The organism is Cyclobacterium plantarum (assembly GCF_011290685.1).
GTDB classification, from domain to species: Bacteria; Bacteroidota; Bacteroidia; order Cytophagales; family Cyclobacteriaceae; genus Cyclobacterium; species Cyclobacterium plantarum.
Genome location: NZ_JAANYN010000001.1, coordinates 940,915 through 963,193 on the forward strand (window position 1 = coordinate 940,915; position 22,279 = coordinate 963,193).

A 22,279-nucleotide genomic window follows, 5' to 3' on the forward strand; every position below is an offset into this window, starting at 1 on the left:
TAAATAATTATATATGAAAGAGTTAACAGTATTGGCAATCGCATTCCTTATGATAACGGGACAGACTTTTGCCCAATTAAATAAAACAAACAATATGAAACAGTCAGAACAAACCGACTATTATACTTTTAAATTAAGTGATAAGGTCACAAGGCAGAAAGTTTCGTTCAAGAACAGGTATGGAATTACAATTGCTGCGGACTTGTATCTGCCCAAGGGTATTGATAGCACTAAAAAGCATGCGGGAATAATTGTTGGGCCGCCTTATGGCGGTGTTAAGGAACAAACTGCCGGAATTTATGCTCAAAATATGGCAGAACGTGGTTTTGTCACCATTGCCTTTGACCCTTCGTACAAAGGATACAGCAGTGGTGAGCCGAGAAATACGTCTTCACCTGATGTGTTTGCGGAAGATTTTAGTGCAGGTGTAGATTTTATTGGTACACGACCCTTTGTTGATAGAACAAAAATCGGCGTCATAGGGCTATGTGGCAGTGGAGGTTTTGCTTTGAGTGCAGCACAGGTAGACACACGCATCAAAGCAATTGCAACGATAAGCATGTATGACATAAGCCGGGCAGAAGCCAATGGCTGGAAAGATGCAATGACACGGGAGGAACGAAAGAAAAAATTAGACGCTATCGGTGAACTGCGTTGGAAAGAATTTGGAAGCAATGAGCCGACATTATCACCAAGAGGTGCTCCATTAAAATTCGATAAAAATACAGACCCTATAAGCCGTGAATTTGCAGAATATTATTCTACACCACGAGGACAACACCCCAACTCATTGACCCAACATACCGTGGCAAGCAGTATGTCAATGATGAATTTTCCGTCATTGAGCCACCTCAAAGAAATATCACCAAGACCAATCCTTTTAATAATGGGAGAAAATGCGCATTCACGCTATTTTACTGAAGATATCTATAAAATGGCAGCAGAACCAAAAGAACTGTATGTCGTTCCAAAAGCGGGGCATGTAGATTTGTATGACAAAACAGATTTGATACCCTTTGATAAGCTGAAATCATTCTTCACTGAATATCTGAAATAAGATTTTAAAAATGTTGTTCAATAAAAAGTCAAACTTAAAATACGATGAAAAGAATAGTAGCAAGGGAACACGGCTCCCCGGAAGTTATGAAGGTAGAAGATGTTGAACTTGGTCATCCAGCACCAAATCAGATTAAGGTTCGCAATTATGCGATTGGTGTAAACTATACGGATGTTTATACCCGTCAGGGAAATGAAACGTACATGCGCCATAAAGATAAAGAAGTTGAAGCCTACACTCCGGGCAAAGAGGGAGCGGGGATTGTTCTTGAAGTCGGAGAAAATGTAGAAAACTTCAAGCCCGGCGACCGTGTGGTTTATACCCAATCATTGGGAGCGTATGGAGAAGAACATATCGTTTCAGCTAATTTAACGATGCCCTTACCGGAAGAATTGAGCTTTGAAAAAGCAGCAAGTATTACGTTAAGAGGTCTAACAGCGCATTATTTGGCACATTACACCTATCCTATCCAAAAAAACGAGATTGCCATGGTACATGCTGCCACGGGTGGTGTTGGTTCGATACTTACACAATGGATAAAGAGTAAAGGTGCAACGGTAATCGCAACTGTTGATACAGAGGATAAAAAAGAAATAGCCAAAGAACTTGGTGCTGACTTTGTTATCAATACGCTGACAGAGGATGTTGCCGCTAAAGTTAAAGAGTTTACCAATGGTCAGGGGGTTCATGTTGTTTACGATGGTCTTGGAAAAGCAGTAACAGAAGCATCGCTCAACTCATTATGCAACTTTGGCTACTATGTGAATTATGGTATGGTAACCGGAGCCGTAAGTATTGATTTGTGGGATTTAGCGGCTCACGGTTCTTTATATGCAACATTCCCCGACTTAGACCATCACGTAAGTGATTATGGTAAGTTGCTTTCTATGGCTGACAATTTATATACTGCAATAATTGAAGGAACTATTAAAATAGATGACCCTTTGACGCTCCCATTGGAAGAAGCACCCAAAGCTCACGAGTTGCTTACATCACCTAAGAGAACTGGAACAATAGTGTTAATTCCTTAAAAGAACTACCTGTTATCAAATAATTGGATTAAAACAAATAAGAAACTTAAAAAATCAAGAAATGGAAAATCAAAAAAATGGAAAATTCGCAGGTAAGGTTGCGTTCATTACCGGAGCAGGTGGCGGGCTTGGTCGTGGAACGGCAATCGCATTTGCCAAAGAGGGTGCAAACGTAGTGGTAACAGACCTTTCCGAAGTGGCGAATCAGGAAACGGCTAAACAGATTGAAGAAATCGGAGGTAATGTACTTGCGGTAACAGTTGATGTAACCAATTCGGAAAGCATCAAAAATGCCCTCGATAAAACTATCGAACGTTTTGGGAAACTTGACTTTGCTTTTAATAATGCAGGTATTGAATATAAAATACAGCCACTTCACGAGATTACAGAAGAAGAATTTAACCGTTTGGTCAACATCGACCTAACAGGGGTATTCAAGTGTATGAAATACCAAATCCCACTTATGTTGAAAAATGGCGGTGGCGCAATTGTGAACAACTCATCAAGTGCAGGGGTACAAGGTTTTAAAGGCGGAGCAACTTATGTATCGGCTAAACACGGTGTAATCGGCCTTACAAAAGCGGCAGCATTGGACTATGCGGCATCCGGCATCCGTATCAATGCAATTTGCCCCGGTGTGATAGATACCGAAATGATTAGACGTTTTTCGGGAGGTACTCCAGAGGGTTACAAAGCGATGATAGCACAGGAACCTATCGGCAGATTGGGCAAAATTGAAGAAGTGGCATCGGCAGTACTGTGGCTATGTTCAGAGGGCGGCGGCTTTATGGTTGGACACGCTCTTGTTGTGGACGGGGGACAAACCGTTGGCGTTGGTAATGAAAACATAGAGCAGTAAAGATGAAAAAAATAATCAGTCATTACCGAATGAAACGATAAAAAAAGCCCTTTTTATAACTGTCTTATGCTCCAAAGTTAGATGATTACAACTACGTGCCAATCTGTGAAAATGGTAGCATAATCCGTGGTTTGTATAAGTAATATGTTTTGATAAGGCAAAACCTTTGTATTGTAAATTATAGCGTGAGAAAATCACGGTAAACAGCAACAGAATTTTTAATAATAACCTAAAACAAAGAATTGATTATGAAACTGATGGAAAATAAAGTTGTTCTTATTACGGGAGCAGCACAAGGCATAGGGTTTGCCGCCGCAAAGGCTTTCGCGGAGGCAGGCGCATCGGTAGCCCTAGCCGATTATGATGAGGATTTGGTAACCAAAGCGGCAGAACAGTTAACGGCAAAGGGCTACAAAACGCTCGCTATCACTTGTGATGTTTCTGATGATGAGCAGGTAAAAGCAATGGTGGATAAAACAGTAGCAACATTCGGAAGATTGGATGCCGCCTACAATAATGCAGGCGTACAAAACGAACTGGCAGAAGCTGCCGACCAAACCAAGGAAGACTTTGACCGAGTTGTTAGTGTAAACCTACAAGGTGTATGGAGCTGTATGAAATATGAATTGCAACAAATGCGGAAACAAGGGTTTGGAGCCATTGTAAACTGTTCATCCATTGGTGGAATTTTAGGTGGTGCAATGCGGGGAACATACCACGCATCTAAACACGGTGTTATTGGACTAACAAAAAGCGCAGCCTTGGAATACGCACCGTTGGGAATTCGAATTAACACTATTTGCCCAGGGTTGATTTACACACCAATGGCAGAAAAAATGATTGAGGGCGGACAAAAAGAAGCTTTAGACGCAATGTTGCAAACCGTACCTGCAGGACGATACGGAAAACCCGAAGAAATGGCAAATGCTGTGGTTTGGTTGTGTAGCGATTCGTCAAGTTTCATCGTAGGACATACTTTGGTTGCCGATGGTGGATATAGTATTCAATAATCTTAAAAATATAGTAAAATGAACAATTCAGAAAAAAATTCAAATAGAAGAAGTTTCATCAAGTCGAGTGCTTTGTTAGGTGCTTTTGCACTAACTGTTCCCGCTGTTTCATTTTCGAATTCGGCAGAGAATCTAAACAAAAAGCGTATAAACAAAATCCCTATGCGCACACTCGGAAAAGGGAAGTCAGCTTTTAAGGTTTCGGCACTTGGTTTGGGATGTATGGGTGCAAACTATCATCGTGGCCGTGTTCCCAATCGACAAAAAATGATTGAACTAATGCAAGAAGCTGTAGAAATGGGTGTAACACTTTTCGATACCGCCGAAGTTTATGGCCCTTACATTAACGAGGAACTGGTAGGCGAAGCATTAGGTAAATTCAAGAATAAAATTTCCGTTACCACAAAATTTGGGTTTGACATTCAAAACGGAAAAAGTGTGGGGCAAAACTGTCGTCCGGAACAAATTAGAAAAGTTGCTGAAGAATCGATGAAACGCTTAAAAATTGATGTCATTGATTTGTTTTACCAACACCGCTTTGACCCTAATGTGCCGATTGAAGATGTTGCAGGAACGGTAAAAGATTTAATTCAGGAAGGAAAAGTAAAGCATTTTGGAATGTGTGAAGTAAGTGCTGATATTATAAGAAAAGCCCACGCAGTTCAACCACTTACCGCCATTCAAAGTGAATACTCGTTAATGTGGCGTGAACCGGAAAGGGAAATTTTGCCTGTTTGCGAAGAATTAGGAATCGGTTTTGTGCCTTACAGTCCAGTTGGTAGAGGATATTTAACAGGAATGCTTAACGACCAATGGGAATTTTATCCGCAAAATGATATGCGACAAGATTGGCCCCGTTTTCAACCTGAAGCAATGAAAGAAAACTATAAACTGGTTCAGCTTTTAATCGACTTCGGACACCAAAGAGGATTAACGCCTGCACAAGTGGCTTTAGGTTGGTTGCTCAATAAAAAAGAGTGGATTGTTCCAATTCCTGGAACAACAAAATTTGCACATCTGCACGAAAATATGGCTACTACCAATTTGGATATTTCTGAGCAAGAATGGCAGGATTTGGAAAATGAAGTTGCAAAAATTGAAATTGTGGGCGACCGCTATCCTGCTGAACAACAAAAACAAATAAGGAATTAGTCATTTTATATTTCTAATCAATAAAGACAGAACAATGAAACATTTAATAATTATGCTAATGTGTTTTTCGGCTCAAATGGTATTAGCTCAACAAAAACAAATCATTCGTATTTCAGAAATAGAAATCTTTCCTGAATATTTATCAGGATACAAAAGTATTTTGAAAACAGAAGCAGAAGCATCGGTTAGACTGGAAGCTGAGGTAATTTCTATTTTTCCAATGTTTCAGAAAGAAGATTCCACACAAATAAGGATTTTGGAAATCTATGCAGATGAAGAAGCATACAAATCACACATTGCAACCCCTCATTTTCAGCAATACAAAACGACTACTTTAGAAATGGTAAAATCACTAAAATTGGTTGATATGAGTGCAATTGATTTAGAAACAATGAATAAAATTTTTAAAAAGGAAATGGAAACAGAAAACAAACAAGAATTGGAAGCCATATTCCCTAAAGGCGAAAAAGGCTCCAACGAATTTTTCACCGGAAATGCAAATAATTTTGGGTTTCAACTCGATTCCGTTTTTACTACGGTAGCAGGCAATGTTTACTTTAAACCTGGAGCCAGAAGCAATTGGCACACGCATCCATCAGGACAGATTTTGATAATTACGGATGGTGTTGGTTACCACCAAATTGAAGGGCATCCAATTGAAGTCATAAAAAAGGGCGATGTAGTTCAATGTCCGCCCAATGTTCGGCATTGGCACGGAGCAAGTGAAGACGTAGGTCTGCAACAAATCTATATCGTACCAAATACTGAAAAAGGAATTGTAAATTGGCAGGAAGCCGTTACTGATTTGGTGTATAGAACCAGAACCGAATGAACCCCAAAATGCACCGCACATTGCAATTCTCGTTCCTGCGGATTCAAAGAGCTGTGTTCCCAGGCTGACAACAAAGGGTATGAAAAAAAGCCTGCATACAACAACATAAAAAATAGCGGTTTAAGTGCTTATGCAAAAATGAATTTCATAAATTCAAGATGTGTAATAATTCAAAAAGTTTGCGTGTAAAATCCGCTACTTGCCAAGATATACTATACAAATATTCCACCTCACAAGGTCAAGCACATTTGCATGTCGCACAAGCCAACGCACAGACCAAAACTTGCAAAAGAGCTTGCCCTTTTTCCGACCCGATTAAAATTTTTCCTTCCCTTCTTTTTTTAATTTTTTCACCTTCGCATTAGCCGACACGGACAGGAAAATAAAGAACCACAGCCGCTAACATTGTATAAGCGTAATGCGGGCGGAATCGCTAAAATTGAGTATTTTGGCATCTATCAAAGTTTAGTGTAGCCGGACAGTGAATCGCTCCGAAATCCCGCACTACGCTTATACTTGCCCGTTATGGGCAATAAGTAATTATGAAAGGAACTCTATCTTTAACTATAATCTTATCTATTCTTTGCTTCATTGCAGAAGGACAAGTGAGTCTTTCCTATAAAACGACAGCTAAAGAGACAGTCAACCTAAAGAATGGAGATTACTACGATTCGGAAGTAAAGCCAAAATCTTTCGTGATTAAAGGTATACCTCTGCCTTATAAAACAGTGGGAATGGTGGATGTATTCCGAGTAATGAAAAACTCTGGAAAAGAAGAAGAGCATTATTTCAAAACAGTGTTTTACACTGACTCATCCAAACCATTAGTACTTGACCTTGAGGATATGCTTTCCACGAACGGACTTAGATTCATGGATACAGCTGGATTCAAGGTGAAAGTTTGTGTGGTGAATAAGGCAGACTATCTCAAATTAGAGTCAAGAAGCCAGTGCCGAATTAGTGAGGAAGTACTTATAAAGTATGGACACTGAAGAATTATAACCCATAACAAGACTAAGTTAGCTACTCCACCTCATAGCAAAACCGTTGTGGGTAATATCCAGATTCTACCACCATTGATAGAAATTCGTATATTAGACTGAAATGAAAAGACTATACGTTATAGCTGGATGCAACGGAGCCGGAAAAACAACTGCTTCTTACACAATTCTACCAGAAATACTTGATTGCAAAGAGTTTGTGAATGCGGACGAAATTGCTAGAGGTATTTCTCCTTTTCAGCCTGAAAAAGCAGGAATAGAAGCAGGCAGGTTGATGTTGAAAAGAATTAAAAGATTGTTAGAATCAGGAGAGAGTTTTGCCTTTGAAACTACTCTTTCAACTAGAAGCTATGTCCAATTTATTGATAGGGCAAAAAAAATGGATTACCAGGTTACATGCTTGTTTTTCTGGCTAAATTCGGAAGAATTGGCTATTTCAAGAGTGGAAACAAGAGTAAAAGAAGGAGGCCACCATATACCGGAAGAGGTGATAAGGAGGAGGTATAAAAGTGGTCTTAAGAATTTTTTCAATCTATTTCTTGCCAAGGTGGACAACTGGCTTTTTGTTGACAATTCAGGAGATACTTATGAGATTATAGCTGAAGGCGCATTGAAGGAAGAAACAATTAATAATGTTGAACAATGGGAAGATTTAAAAAGGAATTACTATGGGAACTAAAGAACAACTGAAAGAGGAACGGGATAAAATAGTCAAAGGCCTCGAAGAGACATACAGAAGGCTAATCGAATACAAAAAGCAAAAGAAAAGTCCAATGATTGTGGTAAGGAACGGAAAAATTGTCGCTGTTGACCCAAATGAAATACTACCCACAACATTGTATAAGCGTAATGCGGGGTAAATTGCTGAAATTGAGCTTTTTTACTCCTTAAAAATATTACGTTGGGCTTTCAGTGACTCGCTCCGAAATCCCTCACTACGCTCATACTTGACCGTTGTGCAAAATTTAAAACCGAAATCGAGAATGAAATACCTTACTAAATTTTCGTTACTATTAACAATAGTATTTTTATTGAATTGTTCGCCAGAGAAAGAACAAGTTTTGCAAATCAATGGAAAAGTAATCGGAACTGAAACTGCGTCTATTCTTTTACGAAAGCCAAATCAGGATATGAGATTTGACTCTTTAATTGAGATACCAATTGTAAATGGGAAATTTCACTTAGAATCTAAACTTGAAAATCCGGAAGCAGTAAAGCTTTTTCTAGGAGAAGCGAAAGAAAATGGAGGAGGACGTTATATGCCTTTGTTTTTAGAAAACGACAAAATTAATTTAACTATTCATTCAGAAGAAGAGTTTGACAAAAATATAATTGAAGGAGGCGACCTAAATGCTCAATACAAAAAATTTAAAGAAAATGTTGAGCGCAAATTTAATGATAGGATAAAACCACTTCAGGATAGCATAGGTGAACTTTTTAAAAGTGATGAATATAACAGCGATAAAGCAAAATTACTTTACGCGGAATTAAGAGAAACCAAAAGTCAAGATGAAAAGCTGGTTATTAACAAAAAACTTGATCATTTAGAGAAATTAGGTCAAAAGTTAAGCCCAAAAGCAAAAGAATTAAAAGATAAAATGCAACCTATAGCTGAGGAACATAAAATGTTTCAGCAAGATTACATAGAAAATAATCCAACTATTGTATCTTATTCTTTTTTATTGCGCGAACTGATTTATAATAAAGAATCTATTGATATAAATTCTGCCAAAAAATCTTTTCAAATACTATCAAAAGCTATCCCAAATCACCCATACAATGAATTAGCTTCTAATTTGATAAGTGCTATAGAAAATGTAAAAATTGGTAAAAAGTATACAAATTTTTCAGCACCTGACTTAAATGGAAATAATATAAAATTATCTGATAAAATAAAAGGAAAGGTTGCTCTATTGGTTTTATGGGCAACCTGGTGCGGTCCTTGTATAGCTAAAAGTAGGACAATGGTACCTCTTTACGATGAATATAAAGACAAAGGATTTACAATTGTTGGAGTTGCTGGAGAATTTTATAATACCGACAGATTAATTAAGTTTCTTGATAAAGAAAAATGGTCTTGGTTAAATTTGGTTGAACTCGATAGAAAAAATGGTATTTGGGAAAAATATGGTGTTGGCGGTGGTGGAGGTGGTATATTCCTAATAGACGAAAATGGAATTATTCTAGCTAAAGACCCGACAGCAGAAGAAGTTAGAATGGAATTAGAATTTCGACTTAATTAAAAAGATTTGCACAAGGCTGTCTTCCACTTTCCTGTTTTGGTGACTCCTCCTCCGGGTACGATGCAGTGCCGGTGGGGATGGAGGCTTAGCTGCTGCCCCCAAAGTGGGTAGATCGTTGCAATACAGGGCCAGCTTTGGCAAGTGGAGCTAATAATCGTGCATGGTGCTCTCACCTCTGTCGGCCAATTTGATTTTCTTTTTCTGAATTTCTCGTAAAGTTCCCTGAATCCTGCTACATTGGTACAGGTTCTCTCGATAAGGTTTGCTTTTTTTAAGATTCTAAGAGGTATTTGATCGAAAATATTAATTAAACCATATCGGGCAGTTTTGAAAAACTACCGTAGGTTTAGTGCAGCAATGGTTCTAAAACATAGGGCGGACAGTGGTTTCTGCAAATTTCAGTTTATTAGAAAGCTTCATCACCGGCTGCCTGTTAAGTATTCCGAAACACCTCAGGTCTCCTGCCTGAAACACTTGGACTTTATAGAAAAAGATTCCCTGTAAAATGAAAAATAACTTGACATTAGAAGAATTAGGATATAATGACACTTTCGAAAAACTAAGAAAGGAAAATAATCTTGAGGATTTTGAAATTGGCCGGATAATAGCCGAACACAAGGAAAGATATATTGTAAAGAATGAAAAGGGAGAATTTGAAGCTGAGATTACAGGAAATCTTAGGTTCACCGCCAAAAGTCGTGAAGACTTTCCTGTTGTTGGAGATTGGGTTACCCTATTAAATTGTAATGCTGATTTTGTAATCATTCATAGCGTTTTTCCCCGAATATCAATGCTTTCAAGACAAGCAGTTGGGAAGTTTGGCGAAACTCAGATAATTGCAGCGAATATTGATTTTGCACTTTTGGTTCAAGCAGTCGATAGGGATTTTAACATCAACCGCCTTGAACGGTATTTGACGATTTGTTATTCATCAAAAGTAAGTCCAATTATCGTTCTCACTAAAACCGACTTGATTGAACCTCAAAACCTCAATGAAATAGTTGAAAATATCAAACGAAGGATAATGAATATCCCAATTTTTGCTATCAGCAATGAAACAAAAGATGGTTATGACTCCATCAAAGGAGTAATAGAAAAAGGAAAGACCTATTGCTTACTGGGCTCTTCGGGTGTGGGTAAATCAACATTGATAAACAACCTGTCTGGCAAGAACATCATGAAAACAAAGTCAATAAGTAAAAGCACCAATAAAGGCAGGCATATAACCAGTCACCGGGAGTTATCTGTTATTGATAGCGGAGGAATACTTATTGATAATCCAGGCATGAGAGAAATTGGAATAATTGATTCCGCAGATGGTTTAGAAAATACATTTGATAAAATTTTCAGTTTTTCAAAGAAGTGTAAATTCACGGATTGCACCCACAGGAATGAAATTGGTTGTGCTGTAATTGAGGCAGTTGAACAGGGCGAGATTGATAGAAAATCCTATGAGAACTTTTTGAAAATTGAAAGAGAGAAAGACCATTTTGACCTTACTGTTGCAGAAAGGAGGAAAAAGGAGAAATCATTCGGTAAAATGGTAAAGAACTTTAAAAATGACATGCAAAAATTAAGTACGAAGCACAACAATTTAAATAAAAAATAGACGATATAGCAGAATATACAATGAAATGGAATGCTTTCTGGAAGAAAACCAAGAACATGAACGATTGGTAAGGAAAGTTTCTCAGTTACTTTTTCTTGATTTGGTAGAGCGATTGGCAGGCATGATGTTTTTGTCAGCAAAAGAGAGATATGACCATTTGCTTACTCGTTACCCAAGCATAACCCAGCAAATTAGTCTTGGACATATTGCCTCTTATTTGGGTATAACGCAAGAAACCTTAAGTCGGATTAGGGAGGAAAAGTGATTTCTTGATCTATGTCAAGAGCATTGCTAAACTTGTTTCTTAGCTTTGCAATTATGTTGTCGAAAAGTTAGTCATGAATATTTCCGCCAAAAAAATCCTCTTATTCGATGGGCTTGGTGCGCTTATAACCTTTATTATGTTGTGGCAGGTGCTGGCCCGATTCGAAGAACTTTTTGGAATGCCCAAAACGGCAATTCCCAATGTGGGCTGGATAGCCAAGTTTTTGGACACGGAAGGAAACCTGATTTGTGCGATGCAATACGATGACAGTGCAGAATGACAAATATCGTAACAATAAGCCAAGACAGGTGCAGGGCAGGTTATGACCTTTAAAATCAAATGATAAACACATGAAAACAATTTTCAACAAAAATAATAGAGAGGACCTAATTTATAGAATTAGACGAATCAATCAAGATAACAAAGCTGAATGGGGGAAAATGAACGTTATTCAAATGCTAATGCATAATACGTATTGGAATGGGTGGATTCTTGGAAAAGATAAGTATCGCTATAAACAAACATTTTTGGGCAAAATATTTGGAAAGATAGCATTAAAGAAAATGATAAAAGACGAAAAACCTTTTGACAAGAATATTCCTACGTCCGCCCAATTCAAAGTAAAGGAATTGAAAGGTGATTTGGAGGCTGAAAAATCAAAATGGATTTCATTGTTAGGTGAATATGAAAACTATAGCAATCCGGATTTTATCCACGACTTCTTTGGTAAAATGACAAAGGAACAGATAGGCATATTAGTTTACAAGCATACTGACCACCATTTGAGGCAATTTGGAGTATAAAAACGGGCATTTGCCAACAATTTTCAGAAAAATACAGCCATGATCGAAATAATAGATTTGAGTCAGGAAATTTATCAAGGTATGCCAGTGTATAAAGACCTTCCTCAAGTAAAAATGACAATTCATAATGCTCATGAAGAATGGAATGGGATTAGGAATCCGGCAACCAAAACTCCTGCTGTTCATAAATTGGAATTAGGGGAGCATACAGGAACCCATGTTGATGCCATTAATCACATGGAAATTCAACATAAAGGAAAATCAATCGATACGATGCCCTTATCTATGTTTTATACAGAAGGCAAAGTCTTTTGAAACAGGACTAGTACAACTTCATTACCAACGAAGAAGGTAACCTGAGCCACACGCTTACAATGCCCGAAAAAATTCAAAATGAAAAAACCAGGTAAAATTGATGTCATTCAGTTGATTCAGGAGCTTGACAGTATGCTGATCAGTTTATTGGAGGAATTGTCTCCGGCGGACTGGGAGGCACGAACCATCAGCCGGGATTGGAATGTAAAAGACATTTCCGTACACCTTTTGGATGGAAACCTGAGGACGCTTTCCATGTTAAGAGATGGTTATTATGGCGAAAAGCCCGAAAAAGTAAATTCCCATTCGGATCTGGTTAGCTTTCTAAATGGGTTGAATGCGGATTGGGTAAGGGCGGCAAAAAGACTTAGTCCAAGAGTCATCATTGATTTATTACGGCTTTCCGGAAACGAATACTTTAATTTTCTGGCAAGTCTGGCTCCTGATGATAAGGCCGGATTTCCAGTTGCCTGGGCGGGCGAAAACGAATCGAAAAACTGGTTTCACATAGCCAGGGAGTACACCGAAAAATGGCACCATCAACAGCAGATCAGACTGGCCATTGGAAGTGAAAAGGAATTGCTTAACGAGAAATGGTATCTTCCCTACCTGGACACTTCGCTTCGGGCACTACCCCATCATTACAAGAGTGTAGCGGGTGAGGAAAATGATCTAATCAAATTTAGTTTTAACGGAGAGACAGAAAAGAGTTGGTACCTGTACTATGATGGCAGTTGGGAATTGCTGGAGTCTGCTACACAGGCGACATCCTGTGAAGTCAGTATACCCGACGAATTGGCCTGGAGAATATTTACAAGGGGTATAAGGCAAGATGAAGCCTTAGCGAATTCCGAAATCAAGGGCAAACGAGAATTGGGGCTTAAATTTTTTGATATGCTAGCGGTAATGGCATAAAAAAACCCGTATCTGAATCAGTTACAGGTTTTGTGAATATTTAAAAGTGGAGGATAACGGATTCGAACCGATGACCTCTACACTGCCAGTGTAGCGCTCTAGCCAACTGAGCTAATCCCCCGATTGGGAGTGCAAATATATGTAGGGAATTCTATTCCCCAAATTATTCCGCAGAATATTTTATTCTGGAAAGAATACTTCGTCCCAGTGTGATTTCGTCTGTATATTCCAATTCGCTACCCACAGGAATTCCCCTGGCAATGGTACTGACCCTGACCCCCTGGTCTTTTAGCTTTCTGGTAATAAAAAAGGAAGTTGTATCTCCTTCCATGGTGGCAGGAAGAGCAAGAATAACTTCTTCCACGGCTTGTCCGGAGGGAGGATGGATGATTCTTTTGATCAGGGAATCAATGTTGATTTCATCGGGACCTATGCCCTGTATGGGTGAAATTACCCCGCCCAGAACGTGGTAGAGTCCGGTGTATTGATTGGTGTTTTCCAGCGCCAGGACATCCGGCAGGTCTTCCACCACGCAGATAAGGCTTTTATCTCTTTTGTGGCCCTCGCAGATACTGCAAACCTCTTTGTCCGAGACATTGTGGCAGACGGAGCAGTACTGAATGTCGTTCCGAAGTTTGATCAGGGCATCGGTTAAGGCGGTAGTTACCGGGGCTTTTTGTTTGAGCAGGTGTAAGGTTAACCTGAGTGCTGTTTTTTTACCTATGCCCGGAAGGCGGCTGATCTCAGTAACAGCATTCTCAATAAGTTTGGAGGAGAAATTCACCAAAGGGGAATTTATACGATGGTAGCTTGTATGCCAGCATCAAGGATGGATTCACACATGGGCTTTAATTTGCTGATGCTGCCTTTCTTTACAGAACACTTTCCCTTGTAATGAATGATCATGGTACACTGCTCAGCCTGTTCCTGGCTATGTTTGCAAACTTTGATCAAAATCTTGGTGACATGATCGAAGGTATTGAAATCATCATTGAATACAACCAGATCATGCTCTTCCTTATCTACCAGCTCATCAAGTAGTAATTCTTCTTCGGTTTCCACTAAATGTTCTAAAGGTTTCATTTTGCAAAGTTAATAATTAATCACAACTTTATCGGCCTTTAGCCTCAGTCAATATGGATTCAAATTTAGTATTAATTGTTATAACGTCCTATTTTTTGCTGTTGTTCCTTATTTCCTGGCTTACTTCCAGAAAATTGACCGCAGATACTTTTTTTACCGGTGATAGGCAGTCTCCCTGGTTTTTAGTGGCATTTGGCATGATAGGGGCTTCCTTGTCCGGTGTTACCTTTATATCTGTACCCGGAGAGGTGGGAAACAGTAACTTCTATTATTTTCAATTGGTGCTTGGGTATACAGTGGGGTATACGGTGATCGCAAAATTACTCCTGCCCCTATACTACCGGCTCAACCTGGTGTCCATTTACTCCTATCTGGAAAGCAGGTTTGGTTTTTGGTCCTACAAGACCGGTGCTTTCTTTTTTATTCTTTCCAGGACTCTGGGTTCTTCCATCAGGGTTTTTCTGGTTGCAGGCGTATTGCAACTGATTTTATTTGATCATTGGGGGATACCCTTTTGGGTTTCGGTCTTGATCACAGTTACCCTGATCTGGTTGTATACCTTTCGGGGTGGAATAAAAACAGTGGTCTGGACGGATACCCTGCAGACCTTTTTCATGTTACTGGCTGTTGTAGTGAGTATCATATTGGTGGCAAAAGAACTGGGATTGAGCGGATTGGGAGATTTGATGGTTACGGTTTCAGAGCAACCCTATTCCAGGGTTTTTGACTGGGACTGGAAATCCGGAACAAATTTTTTCAAGCAGTTTTTCTCCGGGGCATTTATTGTGATCGTAATGACCGGATTGGATCAGGACATGATGCAAAAAAACCTGACCTGCAGAAACCTGAAGGATGCCCAGAAGAACATGTTTTGGTTTACCAACATCCTGGTCTTTGTAAACCTTATTTTCCTGGCTCTGGGTGTTTTATTGTACATGTATGCAGCGGAACATCAGATTGCTCTTCCGGAAAGGACAGATGACTTGTATCCGTTATTGGCTACTTCCTATTTTTCAACCTTTGTGGGATTGGTTTTTGTGCTTGGCATCACAGCGGCAGCCTACAGCAGTGCTGATTCCACCCTTACTGCCCTGACCACTTCTTTTTGTTATGATTTCCTTGAGATCGATAAAAAGTATACCCAAAAAGAAGCGGTGCGTCTGAGGAAAAAAGTGCATCTGGGGTTCACCTTTATAATGTTTTTGGTAATTCTCGGATTCCGGTGGATCAATGACCAGAGCGTGATCAATGCAGTATTTACCATTGCTGGTTATACTTACGGGCCCCTGCTTGGACTCTACTCCTTTGGGCTGTTTACAAAATTCCAGGTTCGGGACAAGTGGGTGCCGGTATTGGCAGTATTGGCCCCCTTAATTTCCTTTTTGCTCTCCTTCCAATCGGAAGCCTGGTTTGGGGGCTATCAATTTGGCTTTGAATTACTGATCCTAAATGGTTTGTTGATGTTTATCGGGCTGATGATCGTAAGTAGGAAAAGCTAAACTTTAGCCTTTAATAGGCTTTGTCTTTATCGATCAGCAAAGAGACAATGGTCCAGAAAATGATTTTAAGGTCAAGAAATGGAGACCAGTTGTTGACATAAAAGATGTCCAGTTTACATCTGGAATAAATATCGTAGAAGTCTCTTGTTTCTCCTCTAAAACCTTTCGCCTGGGCAAGTCCGGTGATACCGGGTTTAACCGTATGCCTGAACATGAAATTGTCGATTTCTGCAGAGAATTTGTAATTCATAGGGACTGCATGCGGCCGGGGGCCCACAATAGACATGTCTCCCATGATGACGTTAAAAAATTGAGGCAACTCGTCCAAACTGGATTTTCTCAAAAATTTACCTATCCCGGTAACTCTGGGATCATCTTTGGTTGCCTGTTTGACATCAGCCTGATCGTTGATATACATGGTCCTGAACTTGAAGCAGTAAAAAGGCACATTGTCCTTACCATGCCTGAGTTGTTGGAAAAATACAGGTCCTTTTGATGTTACTTTTATTATAAAACCAATTATGGGGAAGAGCCAGGAGAAAACAAAAATAACCAGTCCTACACTGATGGATAGATCTAAAGCTCTTTTTACCACTAACTGAGATTCATCGAAGAAAACCACGGGAAAGGATTTAAAGAATCTACCCCTGGTATTCATGTTTTTTGAGGCTGGTTTTCTCTCGGTAATTGTAGAGGCCATATTTTTTCAGTTTTAAATAATCAATTTAAGATGTTCCCTTAACCATTATCGTGCCACAATACCAACAGTGTAATTTTGTATTTTTAAAAATGCATTTCAAATGTAGAATAAAGGTTTTTAATTTCCTAATATTTTTCTTTTGTTTTTAAATTTGATAATATTTAAAGCGGATTTCTTAATATATTTTTAATATTATGACCTGTATCATAAAAATCTAATAATTTTTAAACTTTTTTTATCAAAATGAAAAAGTTTACCGTTTAAATAATTTTTTTAAAAAAAATTACCTGTTTGCTGAAAAATATGGCATTACCTGGATCCTTATAAAAGTAGGTTTTGATTGGGATCCCAAAAAAGTATATCAAAATCCTGAACCTGGTCCTTGATCACCCGAACACCTTCTTTTTCCAATAGCCTTTGCATTTGGTCTTTATCGGCAAAGTGAGATTTACCTGTCAACAGCCCCAACCTGTTGACTACCCTATGGGCAGGAATGTTCTTGTGTTGGTGGGCTGCATTCATGGCCCAGCCGACCATTCTGGCACTGCCTTTACTTCCAAGGTAGTTTGCGATGGCTCCATAAGTACTGACCCTGCCTTTTGGAATCAGCCTGACTACCTGATATACCAGGTCAAAGAAGTTTGTTTTATTCATGCCCCAAATCAATAATGCTTTGATTGATGCTTCTTCTGATTTTCTTTTCCTGTTCTTTAGAATTGGTGTTGAGTTGGACCTGAAGCTTCATTTTTACGATATCCTTATGTATTTCAAGCGCTTTAAGTGTTATGCGATGTAATTTTACCTCGTGCCCAAAGGGTTTAATGGCATTCTTAAGCTTTTGCTCTGTCTGGTCCACGTTCAGACCAGCCTGATTTTTAAGTTCAAATTCGAAAGTTAACCGCCTTACACTCTGCCTGCTGTGATTGATTATGTGAGAGGCAAGGATCAGGCTGTTGGGCACCATGACCAAATCGCTGTCATCATTGGTTAGCACCACATTCAATAAAGTGATATCCTGTATTTTACCCTTATGTTCTGCCACTTGTATATAGTCCCCAAGGGTAATCTGGTCAGAAAACATGATGATCAGACCATTGATCATGTTGGTAATGTAATCCTTGGACAATAAGGCAATGGCGGCGGCCACCAAAGTGATGCTACCCAGAAATTCTGAAGGTTTGATCTGAATGAAGATCATGATGGCAAATAGAAAAACAATTACATTCAACATGCTGGCGATGTAATTGATGCCCAGAACAAAATTGTTGTGCAGGGAGTCGGATTTCTTTTTTCTCAGGTAAAACCGAACCAAGAATAACCGGCCCAATGAAATCAGCACACTTCCGGCCAGGAGCAGAGACAGTGCATCCATTAAAGGAGTCAACCGGATGAGCAAAGGTTCATTTTTCCAGTCCAGGTATTCTCTGAGGAATACCAAAACCAGGTAGGTAAGCACCTTTATCACAAAAACAATTCGTTTTCGTCTTTCCGTGGCCTCAATCTTGCTTTTTCCTAATTCCACCATGTTTCTTAAAAATAAATATTAATTTTATGTTTTTGCATTTGTCATGCAAAAGTATCGGATTGTAACCAAACTAAACAATAGCATGAATAGAAATATTATCATCACGGGAAGTGCAGGAAATCTGGGAAAAGCAGTTGTGGCCAAATTCAAGCGGGAAGGATTTAAAGTGATTGCCATTATCGAGCCTGATAGCGGGGATGAGGTGGAGGATGCGGATGATGTATACCAGGTGGATGTTACCGACGAATATTCAGTGCAGGAATTTAGTAAAGAATACCAGATGCAATATGGTGAACTGGAGTGCATGGCATTGCTCGTGGGAGGTTTTGCCATGGGGGGTATAGAGGAGACCAGCTCAAGAGACCTGGAGAAAATGATTCGGTTGAATTTTTTCAGCGCCTTTAATATGGTAAAATATTTTCTTCCCATGATGAAAAAGGCCAATAATGGCACTTTTCTTTTTGTAGGAGCTAAACCTGCCCTTCAACCCAACGAGGGGAAGGACGTCCTGGCATACGCTTTGAGCAAGGGCCTGGTGATAGATTTGGCTGAATTTACTGCCAATGAGACTTCTGATTTCAAAGTCAGGTCCCATGTATTTGTTCCCAGCATCATCGACACCCCTCAAAACAGGGAGTCCATGCCGGATGCCGATCATGGGCAGTGGGTAAAACCATCTGAAATAGCTGAAGCCATGCATTATGCAGCCAGCAATGTATCGCTCAGAAACATGACATTTAAATTATACGGTGGCGTATATTAATTCAAAAATCAATTAACCAAATAACTGATATGAAAAATTTGTGCTTAGCCTTTGTGCTGCTGTTATCCTTTACATGGGTTCAGGCTCAGACAGCCTCTGAATCCAGAACTTTGAAGGCATTTGATCAGGTATTGGTGAGCAATTCCATTGAAGCCGAGTTTGTTCGGGGAGATCAACATGAAATAGAAATCACCGCTTCAGGGATCGGATTGGGTGAGATTTTGACAGATGTGGACAAAAGGAAACTTGAGATCAAGGTCTCTGGGTCCAATCCAAAATCCAGCTCGGTAAAGGTAAAGGTGACCTATACCAAGCTGGATGTGGTAGAAGTGGAAACCGGGGCCCGGGCATTTATCAGGGATCCCCTGGAAAGCAAGACCGTCAGTTTGTCAGTGGCTACCAATGGCTACCTGGAAGCAGAAGTAAAAGCCGGTGAATTGAAATTGGAGGCAAAGACCAATTCCAAAATGTATGTGAAAGGAAGTGCAGATGAATTGGATTACAATGCCTTTACCAATGCGGAAATAGATGGGGAAAACCTGATCGTAAAAAATGCTCATGTAAGGACCAATACCAACGCATATGGCACATTTGAAGTGTTGGAGTCTCTTACAGGGACGGCGGCAACCCGGGGGAGAATAAAATACAAAGGTGATCCCGATAAGATTGATGTAAAGGAAAGCATCGGTGGGGTGATAGAAGAATTCTAGACAATTTTCGTTCCGGTTATTTCTTTCTCTGCCAGAAGGCAGGGCTTGGAATTCAGGGTCTGAAAGTAAGGTGATCAAAGCCAGGCTGAATCTGTGGCAGAGGCTCTGTCTCAACCAGGAAAACTCCGGGTTCCGGTCCTACTTTTCTGGTTTGGCAATCAGGTTTTTATCTGAGGGCAGCCGGGTATTTCTAATCAAAAAAACTTGTGATATATAAAATTTGTCCTTAGAATTGTCCCTTCAAACAAATAATCATGGTTTTCGCAGTAAAAATTATTTCAAATCTTTCCATTACCGAAACTATTCGGGTAGCATACTGCAGTCTATTTTTTAGCCGTATTAGCACCACTTTCATTACGGGCATTACGGGGTAATCCCGTGTTTGATCCATATTATCCCAATACCAAAAGGTCTTTTGCAGATCTCAAAGATTACATTTTAACCGATAATAAATAACAATGAAAATATTAAAATTCGGAGGTTCGTCAATCGCTGATTTGGAAAGAATAAAAAATGTTCTCTCCATTGTTAAAAGATCGTCCCAAAAAGATGATATAGCTGTGGTTTTTTCAGCCTTTGGTGGAATTACGGAGGATTTATTGAAATGTGCAGAGCTGGCCAAGCAGAATGATCCGGATTATCAGCCCCTGTTGCTTTCGATGGAAAAGCGACACCTTCAATTGGTCAAAAACCTGATAACGGTTCAAAAGCAATCTGCAGTACTGACATATGTCAAAATCAGGTTCAATGAACTGGAGGATCTTTATCATGGTATCTACCTGATCAAGGAGTTTTCGCCACGAACATCAGATTATGTAGTAAGTTTTGGAGAGCGGATTTCTGCCTTTATCATGGCGGAGGCTTTGAAAGAGAGTGGGCTCAACACGCATTTTGTTGATGCAAGAGATGTGATTCGTACCAACGACCGCTTTGGTAATGCCAAAGTAGTTTTTCCCACCACCAATCAGTTGATCTATGATTATTATTCCAAAAAGAAGGGGCTGTCAGTTATCACCGGCTTCATTGCATCCACCGATAAAGGAGAGACGACTACTCTGGGAAGAAGTGGGTCGGACTACACAGCGGCCATTTTTGCTGCAGCGCTGAAGGCTGACGTTTTGGAAATCTGGACGGATGTTTCAGGCGTCATGACAGCGGATCCCAAATTGGTGTATTCAGCCATTACCATACCACAGCTCAGCTATAGCGAAGCCATGGAGCTTTCTCATTTTGGGGCGAAGGTTGTGTTTCCTGCTACCATGCAGCCTGCCATGAAAAGGAAGGTGCCCATTTACATTAAAAATACTTTCAAACCAGAGGATGAAGGTACCCTCATATGTGAAACTTCAGAAACCAACAAGCTGATCAAGGGCATTTCCTCACTGAGCCAGATCTCCCTGCTCAATGTGCAGGGCTCAGGATTGGTGGAAGTAGTAGGGGTAAGCAGCAGGGTTTTTGGTGCTTTGGCCCAGTCGCTCATTAATGTGGTACTGATCAGTCAGGCTTCTTCCGAGCATAGCATTTGTATCGCTATCAAAAGCGAAGATGCAGAAGTGGCTAGAGAAGTACTGGAGAAGGAGTTTCATTATGAAATTCTGGCAGGTGAGATGGACAAGGTGCAGATCATGCCCAACATGGCAGTGATAGCTGTGGTAGGTGAAAACATGAAACATTACCCCGGTGCCAGTGGCAGGTTGTTTCAGGCCCTGGGGAGAAACAATATCAATGTTTCAGCCATCGCACAAGGAAGCTCTGAATTGAATATTTCCGCTGTAATCAAACAATCGGATCTTCAAAAAGGCTTGAATGCATTGCATGAAGCTTTCTTTTTGTCAGACAATAAAGTACTGCACGTATTTTTGGTGGGTGTAGGGCTAATTGGCAAAACCCTGATAAAAATGATCCAAAGCCAATTGAACAAATTGCAGGAAGAATACATGCTGGATATCAAGATCCACGGCCTGGCCAATTCCAGGTTTATGGCTTTTGATGAAGACGGCTTTGACCTGAGTACTGTTCCCGTGCCATCTGAAAAGGATCTGCCAATGAACCTCCCCGTGTTTTTGAATACCATGAACAGCATGAATTTTTCCAATTCTGTTTTGGTGGATTGTACTGCCAGTCAGGAAGTCGCAGATACCTATGAAAGGGTGTTGGAATCTAAAGTGGCCATAGTTACTCCAAATAAAAAAGCCAACTCGGGTTCGCTGGAAAAATACAAGTCATTAAAGAAACTTTCCGGGCAGCGAAATATCAAATTTTTATACGAAACCAATGTGGCGGCAGGATTGCCGGTAATCAACACCCTTCAGGACCTCATATTAAGCGGGGACAAAGTCCTCAAAATTGAAGGAGTACTGAGTGGGTCGATGAATTATATTTTTAGTGAACTGAGTAAGGGAATTCCATTTAGCAAGGTAGTGGCTCAGGCAAAAGAGAAAGGTTACACTGAACCTGATCCCCGGGATGACCTGAGCGGAATGGATGTAGCCCGAAAAATATTGATTTTGGGCAGGGAGGCCGAACAGGAATTACATTTTGAGGATGTATCCGTACAAAGTATGGTGCCGGAGGATTGTGCCCATATTGAATCGGTAGAAGAATTTCTGGAAAAGCTGGCTTCTCATGATGGCCACTTTACGCAATTACTCGCAGAAGCCGATAAAAAGAAAGAAAAACTTAGGTTTATGGCCGTTTTGGAAAACGGAAAAGCTACCGTGGGCTTGAAATCAGTGGGCAGCAACCATCCTTTCTATTCTCTGGTGGGAAGCGATAATATGATTTTGTTTACCACAGAGAGGTACCACGAATTCCCCATGATCATCAGGGGACCAGGTGCGGGCGCAGATGTCACCGCAGCGGGAGTTTTTGCAGACATCATCAGGTTAGGTAATTATTCAAGGTAAG

General features: G+C 40.0%; 24 protein-coding genes, 1 tRNA gene and 1 pseudogene. 19 read left to right on the plus strand and 7 right to left on the minus strand.

The genetic code is table 11. The features are described from left to right. Positions 1-13 precede the first annotated feature (13 nt). From G9Q97_RS03870 to G9Q97_RS03915, 10 genes are all read left to right on the plus strand, one after another. The gene (locus G9Q97_RS03870; RefSeq protein WP_166143300.1) at positions 14-1,057 is read left to right on the plus strand and encodes an alpha/beta hydrolase; all 1,044 of its coding nucleotides are present in this window, start codon (positions 14-16) and stop codon (positions 1,055-1,057) included. A 44-nt stretch (positions 1,058-1,101) separates the two neighbouring features. Further along, positions 1,102-2,088 (plus strand): quinone oxidoreductase family protein, encoded by a 987-nt coding sequence (locus tag G9Q97_RS03875; protein WP_166143302.1) that lies wholly within the window; start codon positions 1,102-1,104, stop codon positions 2,086-2,088. A gap of 61 nt (positions 2,089-2,149) precedes the next feature. Then, entirely contained in the window at positions 2,150-2,947 is a 798-nt protein-coding gene (locus tag G9Q97_RS03880; protein ID WP_166143304.1) for a glucose 1-dehydrogenase, read from the plus strand. A 248-nt stretch (positions 2,948-3,195) separates the two neighbouring features. Then, positions 3,196-3,957 carry an SDR family NAD(P)-dependent oxidoreductase gene (locus G9Q97_RS03885; RefSeq protein ID WP_166143306.1) on the plus strand — a complete coding sequence of 254 codons (762 nt, stop codon included), beginning with the start codon at positions 3,196-3,198 and terminating at the stop codon, positions 3,955-3,957. Positions 3,958-3,975: 18 nt separating this feature from the next. Then, a complete protein-coding gene (locus G9Q97_RS03890; RefSeq protein WP_166143308.1) occupies positions 3,976-5,109 on the plus strand; it encodes an aldo/keto reductase in 1,134 nt (377 codons plus the stop codon). Positions 5,110-5,143: 34 nt separating this feature from the next. Continuing rightward, a complete protein-coding gene (locus tag G9Q97_RS03895) occupies positions 5,144-5,941 on the plus strand; it encodes a cupin domain-containing protein (RefSeq protein ID WP_187357703.1) in 798 nt (265 codons plus the stop codon). A 542-nt stretch (positions 5,942-6,483) separates the two neighbouring features. Further along, complete coding sequence (locus G9Q97_RS03900) at positions 6,484-6,933, plus strand: hypothetical protein (protein ID WP_166143310.1); 450 nt, start codon at positions 6,484-6,486, stop codon at positions 6,931-6,933. A gap of 112 nt (positions 6,934-7,045) precedes the next feature. Further along, the gene (locus G9Q97_RS03905) at positions 7,046-7,621 is read left to right on the plus strand and encodes a zeta toxin family protein (RefSeq protein ID WP_166143312.1); all 576 of its coding nucleotides are present in this window, start codon (positions 7,046-7,048) and stop codon (positions 7,619-7,621) included. After that, positions 7,611-7,802 carry a hypothetical protein gene (locus G9Q97_RS03910; protein ID WP_166143314.1) on the plus strand — a complete coding sequence of 64 codons (192 nt, stop codon included), beginning with the start codon at positions 7,611-7,613 and terminating at the stop codon, positions 7,800-7,802. The genes G9Q97_RS03905 and G9Q97_RS03910 overlap by 11 nt, the downstream gene beginning before the upstream one ends. Before the next feature lie 123 nt (positions 7,803-7,925). Next, on the plus strand, positions 7,926-9,185 hold the full coding sequence (locus G9Q97_RS03915) for a TlpA disulfide reductase family protein (protein ID WP_166143316.1): 1,260 nt from the start codon (positions 7,926-7,928) through the stop codon (positions 9,183-9,185). A gap of 20 nt (positions 9,186-9,205) precedes the next feature. Here the strand turns inward: G9Q97_RS03915 and G9Q97_RS03920 are convergent. Beyond that, positions 9,206-9,286: pseudogene (locus tag G9Q97_RS03920) on the minus strand (transposase); the annotation flags it as partial. Between the two features lie 416 nt (positions 9,287-9,702). Here G9Q97_RS03920 and rsgA point away from each other — a divergent pair. The 5 genes from rsgA (at position 9,703) to G9Q97_RS03945 (ending at position 13,092) form a co-directional block, all read left to right on the plus strand. Next, complete coding sequence (gene rsgA / locus G9Q97_RS03925; protein WP_166143318.1) at positions 9,703-10,794, plus strand: ribosome small subunit-dependent GTPase A; 1,092 nt, start codon at positions 9,703-9,705, stop codon at positions 10,792-10,794. Positions 10,795-11,132: 338 nt separating this feature from the next. After that, entirely contained in the window at positions 11,133-11,339 is a 207-nt protein-coding gene (locus G9Q97_RS03930; protein ID WP_166143320.1) for a VOC family protein, read from the plus strand. Between the two features lie 70 nt (positions 11,340-11,409). Further along, entirely contained in the window at positions 11,410-11,862 is a 453-nt protein-coding gene (locus G9Q97_RS03935; protein ID WP_166143322.1) for a DUF1569 domain-containing protein, read from the plus strand. A gap of 39 nt (positions 11,863-11,901) precedes the next feature. After that, positions 11,902-12,177, plus strand: a complete 276-nt coding sequence (locus tag G9Q97_RS03940; protein ID WP_246255382.1) for a cyclase family protein — start codon at positions 11,902-11,904, stop codon at positions 12,175-12,177. A 78-nt stretch (positions 12,178-12,255) separates the two neighbouring features. Continuing rightward, positions 12,256-13,092 (plus strand): maleylpyruvate isomerase N-terminal domain-containing protein, encoded by an 837-nt coding sequence (locus G9Q97_RS03945; protein WP_166143324.1) that lies wholly within the window; start codon positions 12,256-12,258, stop codon positions 13,090-13,092. A gap of 47 nt (positions 13,093-13,139) precedes the next feature. Here G9Q97_RS03945 and G9Q97_RS03950 read toward each other — a convergent pair. The 3 genes from G9Q97_RS03950 to G9Q97_RS03960 all read right to left on the minus strand — a co-directional run bounded on the left by G9Q97_RS03950 (position 13,140) and on the right by G9Q97_RS03960 (position 14,175). Further along, positions 13,140-13,213, minus strand: a tRNA-Ala gene (locus G9Q97_RS03950). A gap of 42 nt (positions 13,214-13,255) precedes the next feature. Continuing rightward, positions 13,256-13,876: a recombination mediator RecR gene (recR, locus tag G9Q97_RS03955; RefSeq protein WP_166143326.1), complete on the minus strand. Its 621-nt coding sequence runs from the start codon at positions 13,874-13,876 to the stop codon at positions 13,256-13,258. Positions 13,877-13,887: 11 nt separating this feature from the next. Then, positions 13,888-14,175 carry an ATP-dependent Clp protease adaptor ClpS gene (locus G9Q97_RS03960; protein WP_163382422.1) on the minus strand — a complete coding sequence of 96 codons (288 nt, stop codon included), beginning with the start codon at positions 14,173-14,175 and terminating at the stop codon, positions 13,888-13,890. 53 nt (positions 14,176-14,228) lie between these two features. Between G9Q97_RS03960 and G9Q97_RS03965 the strand changes: the two genes are divergently transcribed. Then, positions 14,229-15,674 (plus strand): sodium:solute symporter, encoded by a 1,446-nt coding sequence (locus G9Q97_RS03965; protein ID WP_166143328.1) that lies wholly within the window; start codon positions 14,229-14,231, stop codon positions 15,672-15,674. A gap of 10 nt (positions 15,675-15,684) precedes the next feature. Here the strand turns inward: G9Q97_RS03965 and G9Q97_RS03970 are convergent, their stop codons facing one another. The 3 genes from G9Q97_RS03970 to G9Q97_RS03980 form a co-directional block, all read right to left on the minus strand. After that, the gene (locus G9Q97_RS03970) at positions 15,685-16,374 is read right to left on the minus strand and encodes a sugar transferase (protein ID WP_166143330.1); all 690 of its coding nucleotides are present in this window, start codon (positions 16,372-16,374) and stop codon (positions 15,685-15,687) included. Positions 16,375-16,695: 321 nt separating this feature from the next. Further along, complete coding sequence (locus tag G9Q97_RS03975; RefSeq protein WP_166143332.1) at positions 16,696-17,028, minus strand: MGMT family protein; 333 nt, start codon at positions 17,026-17,028, stop codon at positions 16,696-16,698. Next, positions 17,021-17,899, minus strand: coding sequence for a mechanosensitive ion channel family protein (locus G9Q97_RS03980; protein WP_222851901.1), 879 nt, complete (start codon positions 17,897-17,899; stop codon positions 17,021-17,023). Before G9Q97_RS03980 ends, G9Q97_RS03975 begins: the two co-directional genes overlap by 8 nt. An 82-nt stretch (positions 17,900-17,981) precedes the next feature. Between G9Q97_RS03980 and G9Q97_RS03985 the strand changes: the two genes are divergently transcribed. The 3 genes from G9Q97_RS03985 to thrA all read left to right on the plus strand — a co-directional run bounded on the left by G9Q97_RS03985 (position 17,982) and on the right by thrA (position 22,278). After that, positions 17,982-18,662, plus strand: a complete 681-nt coding sequence (locus G9Q97_RS03985) for an SDR family NAD(P)-dependent oxidoreductase (RefSeq protein WP_166143334.1) — start codon at positions 17,982-17,984, stop codon at positions 18,660-18,662. A gap of 29 nt (positions 18,663-18,691) precedes the next feature. After that, positions 18,692-19,372, plus strand: a complete 681-nt coding sequence (locus tag G9Q97_RS03990) for a head GIN domain-containing protein (RefSeq protein ID WP_166143336.1) — start codon at positions 18,692-18,694, stop codon at positions 19,370-19,372. Between the two features lie 458 nt (positions 19,373-19,830). Continuing rightward, a complete protein-coding gene (thrA, locus tag G9Q97_RS03995; RefSeq protein WP_166143338.1) occupies positions 19,831-22,278 on the plus strand; it encodes a bifunctional aspartate kinase/homoserine dehydrogenase I in 2,448 nt (815 codons plus the stop codon). Position 22,279 lies beyond the last annotated feature (1 nt).

Bases quoted from the DNA above. Each gene is read 5' to 3' on its own strand.
- G9Q97_RS03930 (WP_166143320.1), top strand. From the start codon at position 11,133: ATGAATATTTCCGCCAAAAAAATCCTCTTATTCGATGGGCTTGGTGCG.
- G9Q97_RS03945 (WP_166143324.1), top strand. From the start codon at position 12,256: ATGAAAAAACCAGGTAAAATTGATGTCATTCAGTTGATTCAGGAGCTT.
- G9Q97_RS03985 (WP_166143334.1), top strand. From the start codon at position 17,982: ATGAATAGAAATATTATCATCACGGGAAGTGCAGGAAATCTGGGAAAA.
- G9Q97_RS03905 (WP_166143312.1), top strand. From the start codon at position 7,046: ATGAAAAGACTATACGTTATAGCTGGATGCAACGGAGCCGGAAAAACA.
- G9Q97_RS03980 (WP_222851901.1), bottom strand. From the start codon at position 17,899: ATGGTGGAATTAGGAAAAAGCAAGATTGAGGCCACGGAAAGACGAAAA.
- G9Q97_RS03890 (WP_166143308.1), top strand. From the start codon at position 3,976: ATGAACAATTCAGAAAAAAATTCAAATAGAAGAAGTTTCATCAAGTCG.
- G9Q97_RS03880 (WP_166143304.1), top strand. From the start codon at position 2,150: ATGGAAAATCAAAAAAATGGAAAATTCGCAGGTAAGGTTGCGTTCATT.
- G9Q97_RS03870 (WP_166143300.1), top strand. From the start codon at position 14: ATGAAAGAGTTAACAGTATTGGCAATCGCATTCCTTATGATAACGGGA.
- G9Q97_RS03900 (WP_166143310.1), top strand. From the start codon at position 6,484: ATGAAAGGAACTCTATCTTTAACTATAATCTTATCTATTCTTTGCTTC.
- G9Q97_RS03965 (WP_166143328.1), top strand. From the start codon at position 14,229: ATGGATTCAAATTTAGTATTAATTGTTATAACGTCCTATTTTTTGCTG.
- G9Q97_RS03960 (WP_163382422.1), bottom strand. From the start codon at position 14,175: ATGAAACCTTTAGAACATTTAGTGGAAACCGAAGAAGAATTACTACTT.
- G9Q97_RS03940 (WP_246255382.1), top strand. From the start codon at position 11,902: ATGATCGAAATAATAGATTTGAGTCAGGAAATTTATCAAGGTATGCCA.
- G9Q97_RS03875 (WP_166143302.1), top strand. From the start codon at position 1,102: ATGAAAAGAATAGTAGCAAGGGAACACGGCTCCCCGGAAGTTATGAAG.
- G9Q97_RS03885 (WP_166143306.1), top strand. From the start codon at position 3,196: ATGAAACTGATGGAAAATAAAGTTGTTCTTATTACGGGAGCAGCACAA.
- G9Q97_RS03990 (WP_166143336.1), top strand. From the start codon at position 18,692: ATGAAAAATTTGTGCTTAGCCTTTGTGCTGCTGTTATCCTTTACATGG.
- G9Q97_RS03910 (WP_166143314.1), top strand. From the start codon at position 7,611: ATGGGAACTAAAGAACAACTGAAAGAGGAACGGGATAAAATAGTCAAA.
- G9Q97_RS03935 (WP_166143322.1), top strand. From the start codon at position 11,410: ATGAAAACAATTTTCAACAAAAATAATAGAGAGGACCTAATTTATAGA.
- thrA (WP_166143338.1), top strand. From the start codon at position 19,831: ATGAAAATATTAAAATTCGGAGGTTCGTCAATCGCTGATTTGGAAAGA.
- G9Q97_RS03915 (WP_166143316.1), top strand. From the start codon at position 7,926: ATGAAATACCTTACTAAATTTTCGTTACTATTAACAATAGTATTTTTA.
- G9Q97_RS03970 (WP_166143330.1), bottom strand. From the start codon at position 16,374: ATGGCCTCTACAATTACCGAGAGAAAACCAGCCTCAAAAAACATGAAT.
- G9Q97_RS03975 (WP_166143332.1), bottom strand. From the start codon at position 17,028: ATGAATAAAACAAACTTCTTTGACCTGGTATATCAGGTAGTCAGGCTG.
- G9Q97_RS03895 (WP_187357703.1), top strand. From the start codon at position 5,144: ATGAAACATTTAATAATTATGCTAATGTGTTTTTCGGCTCAAATGGTA.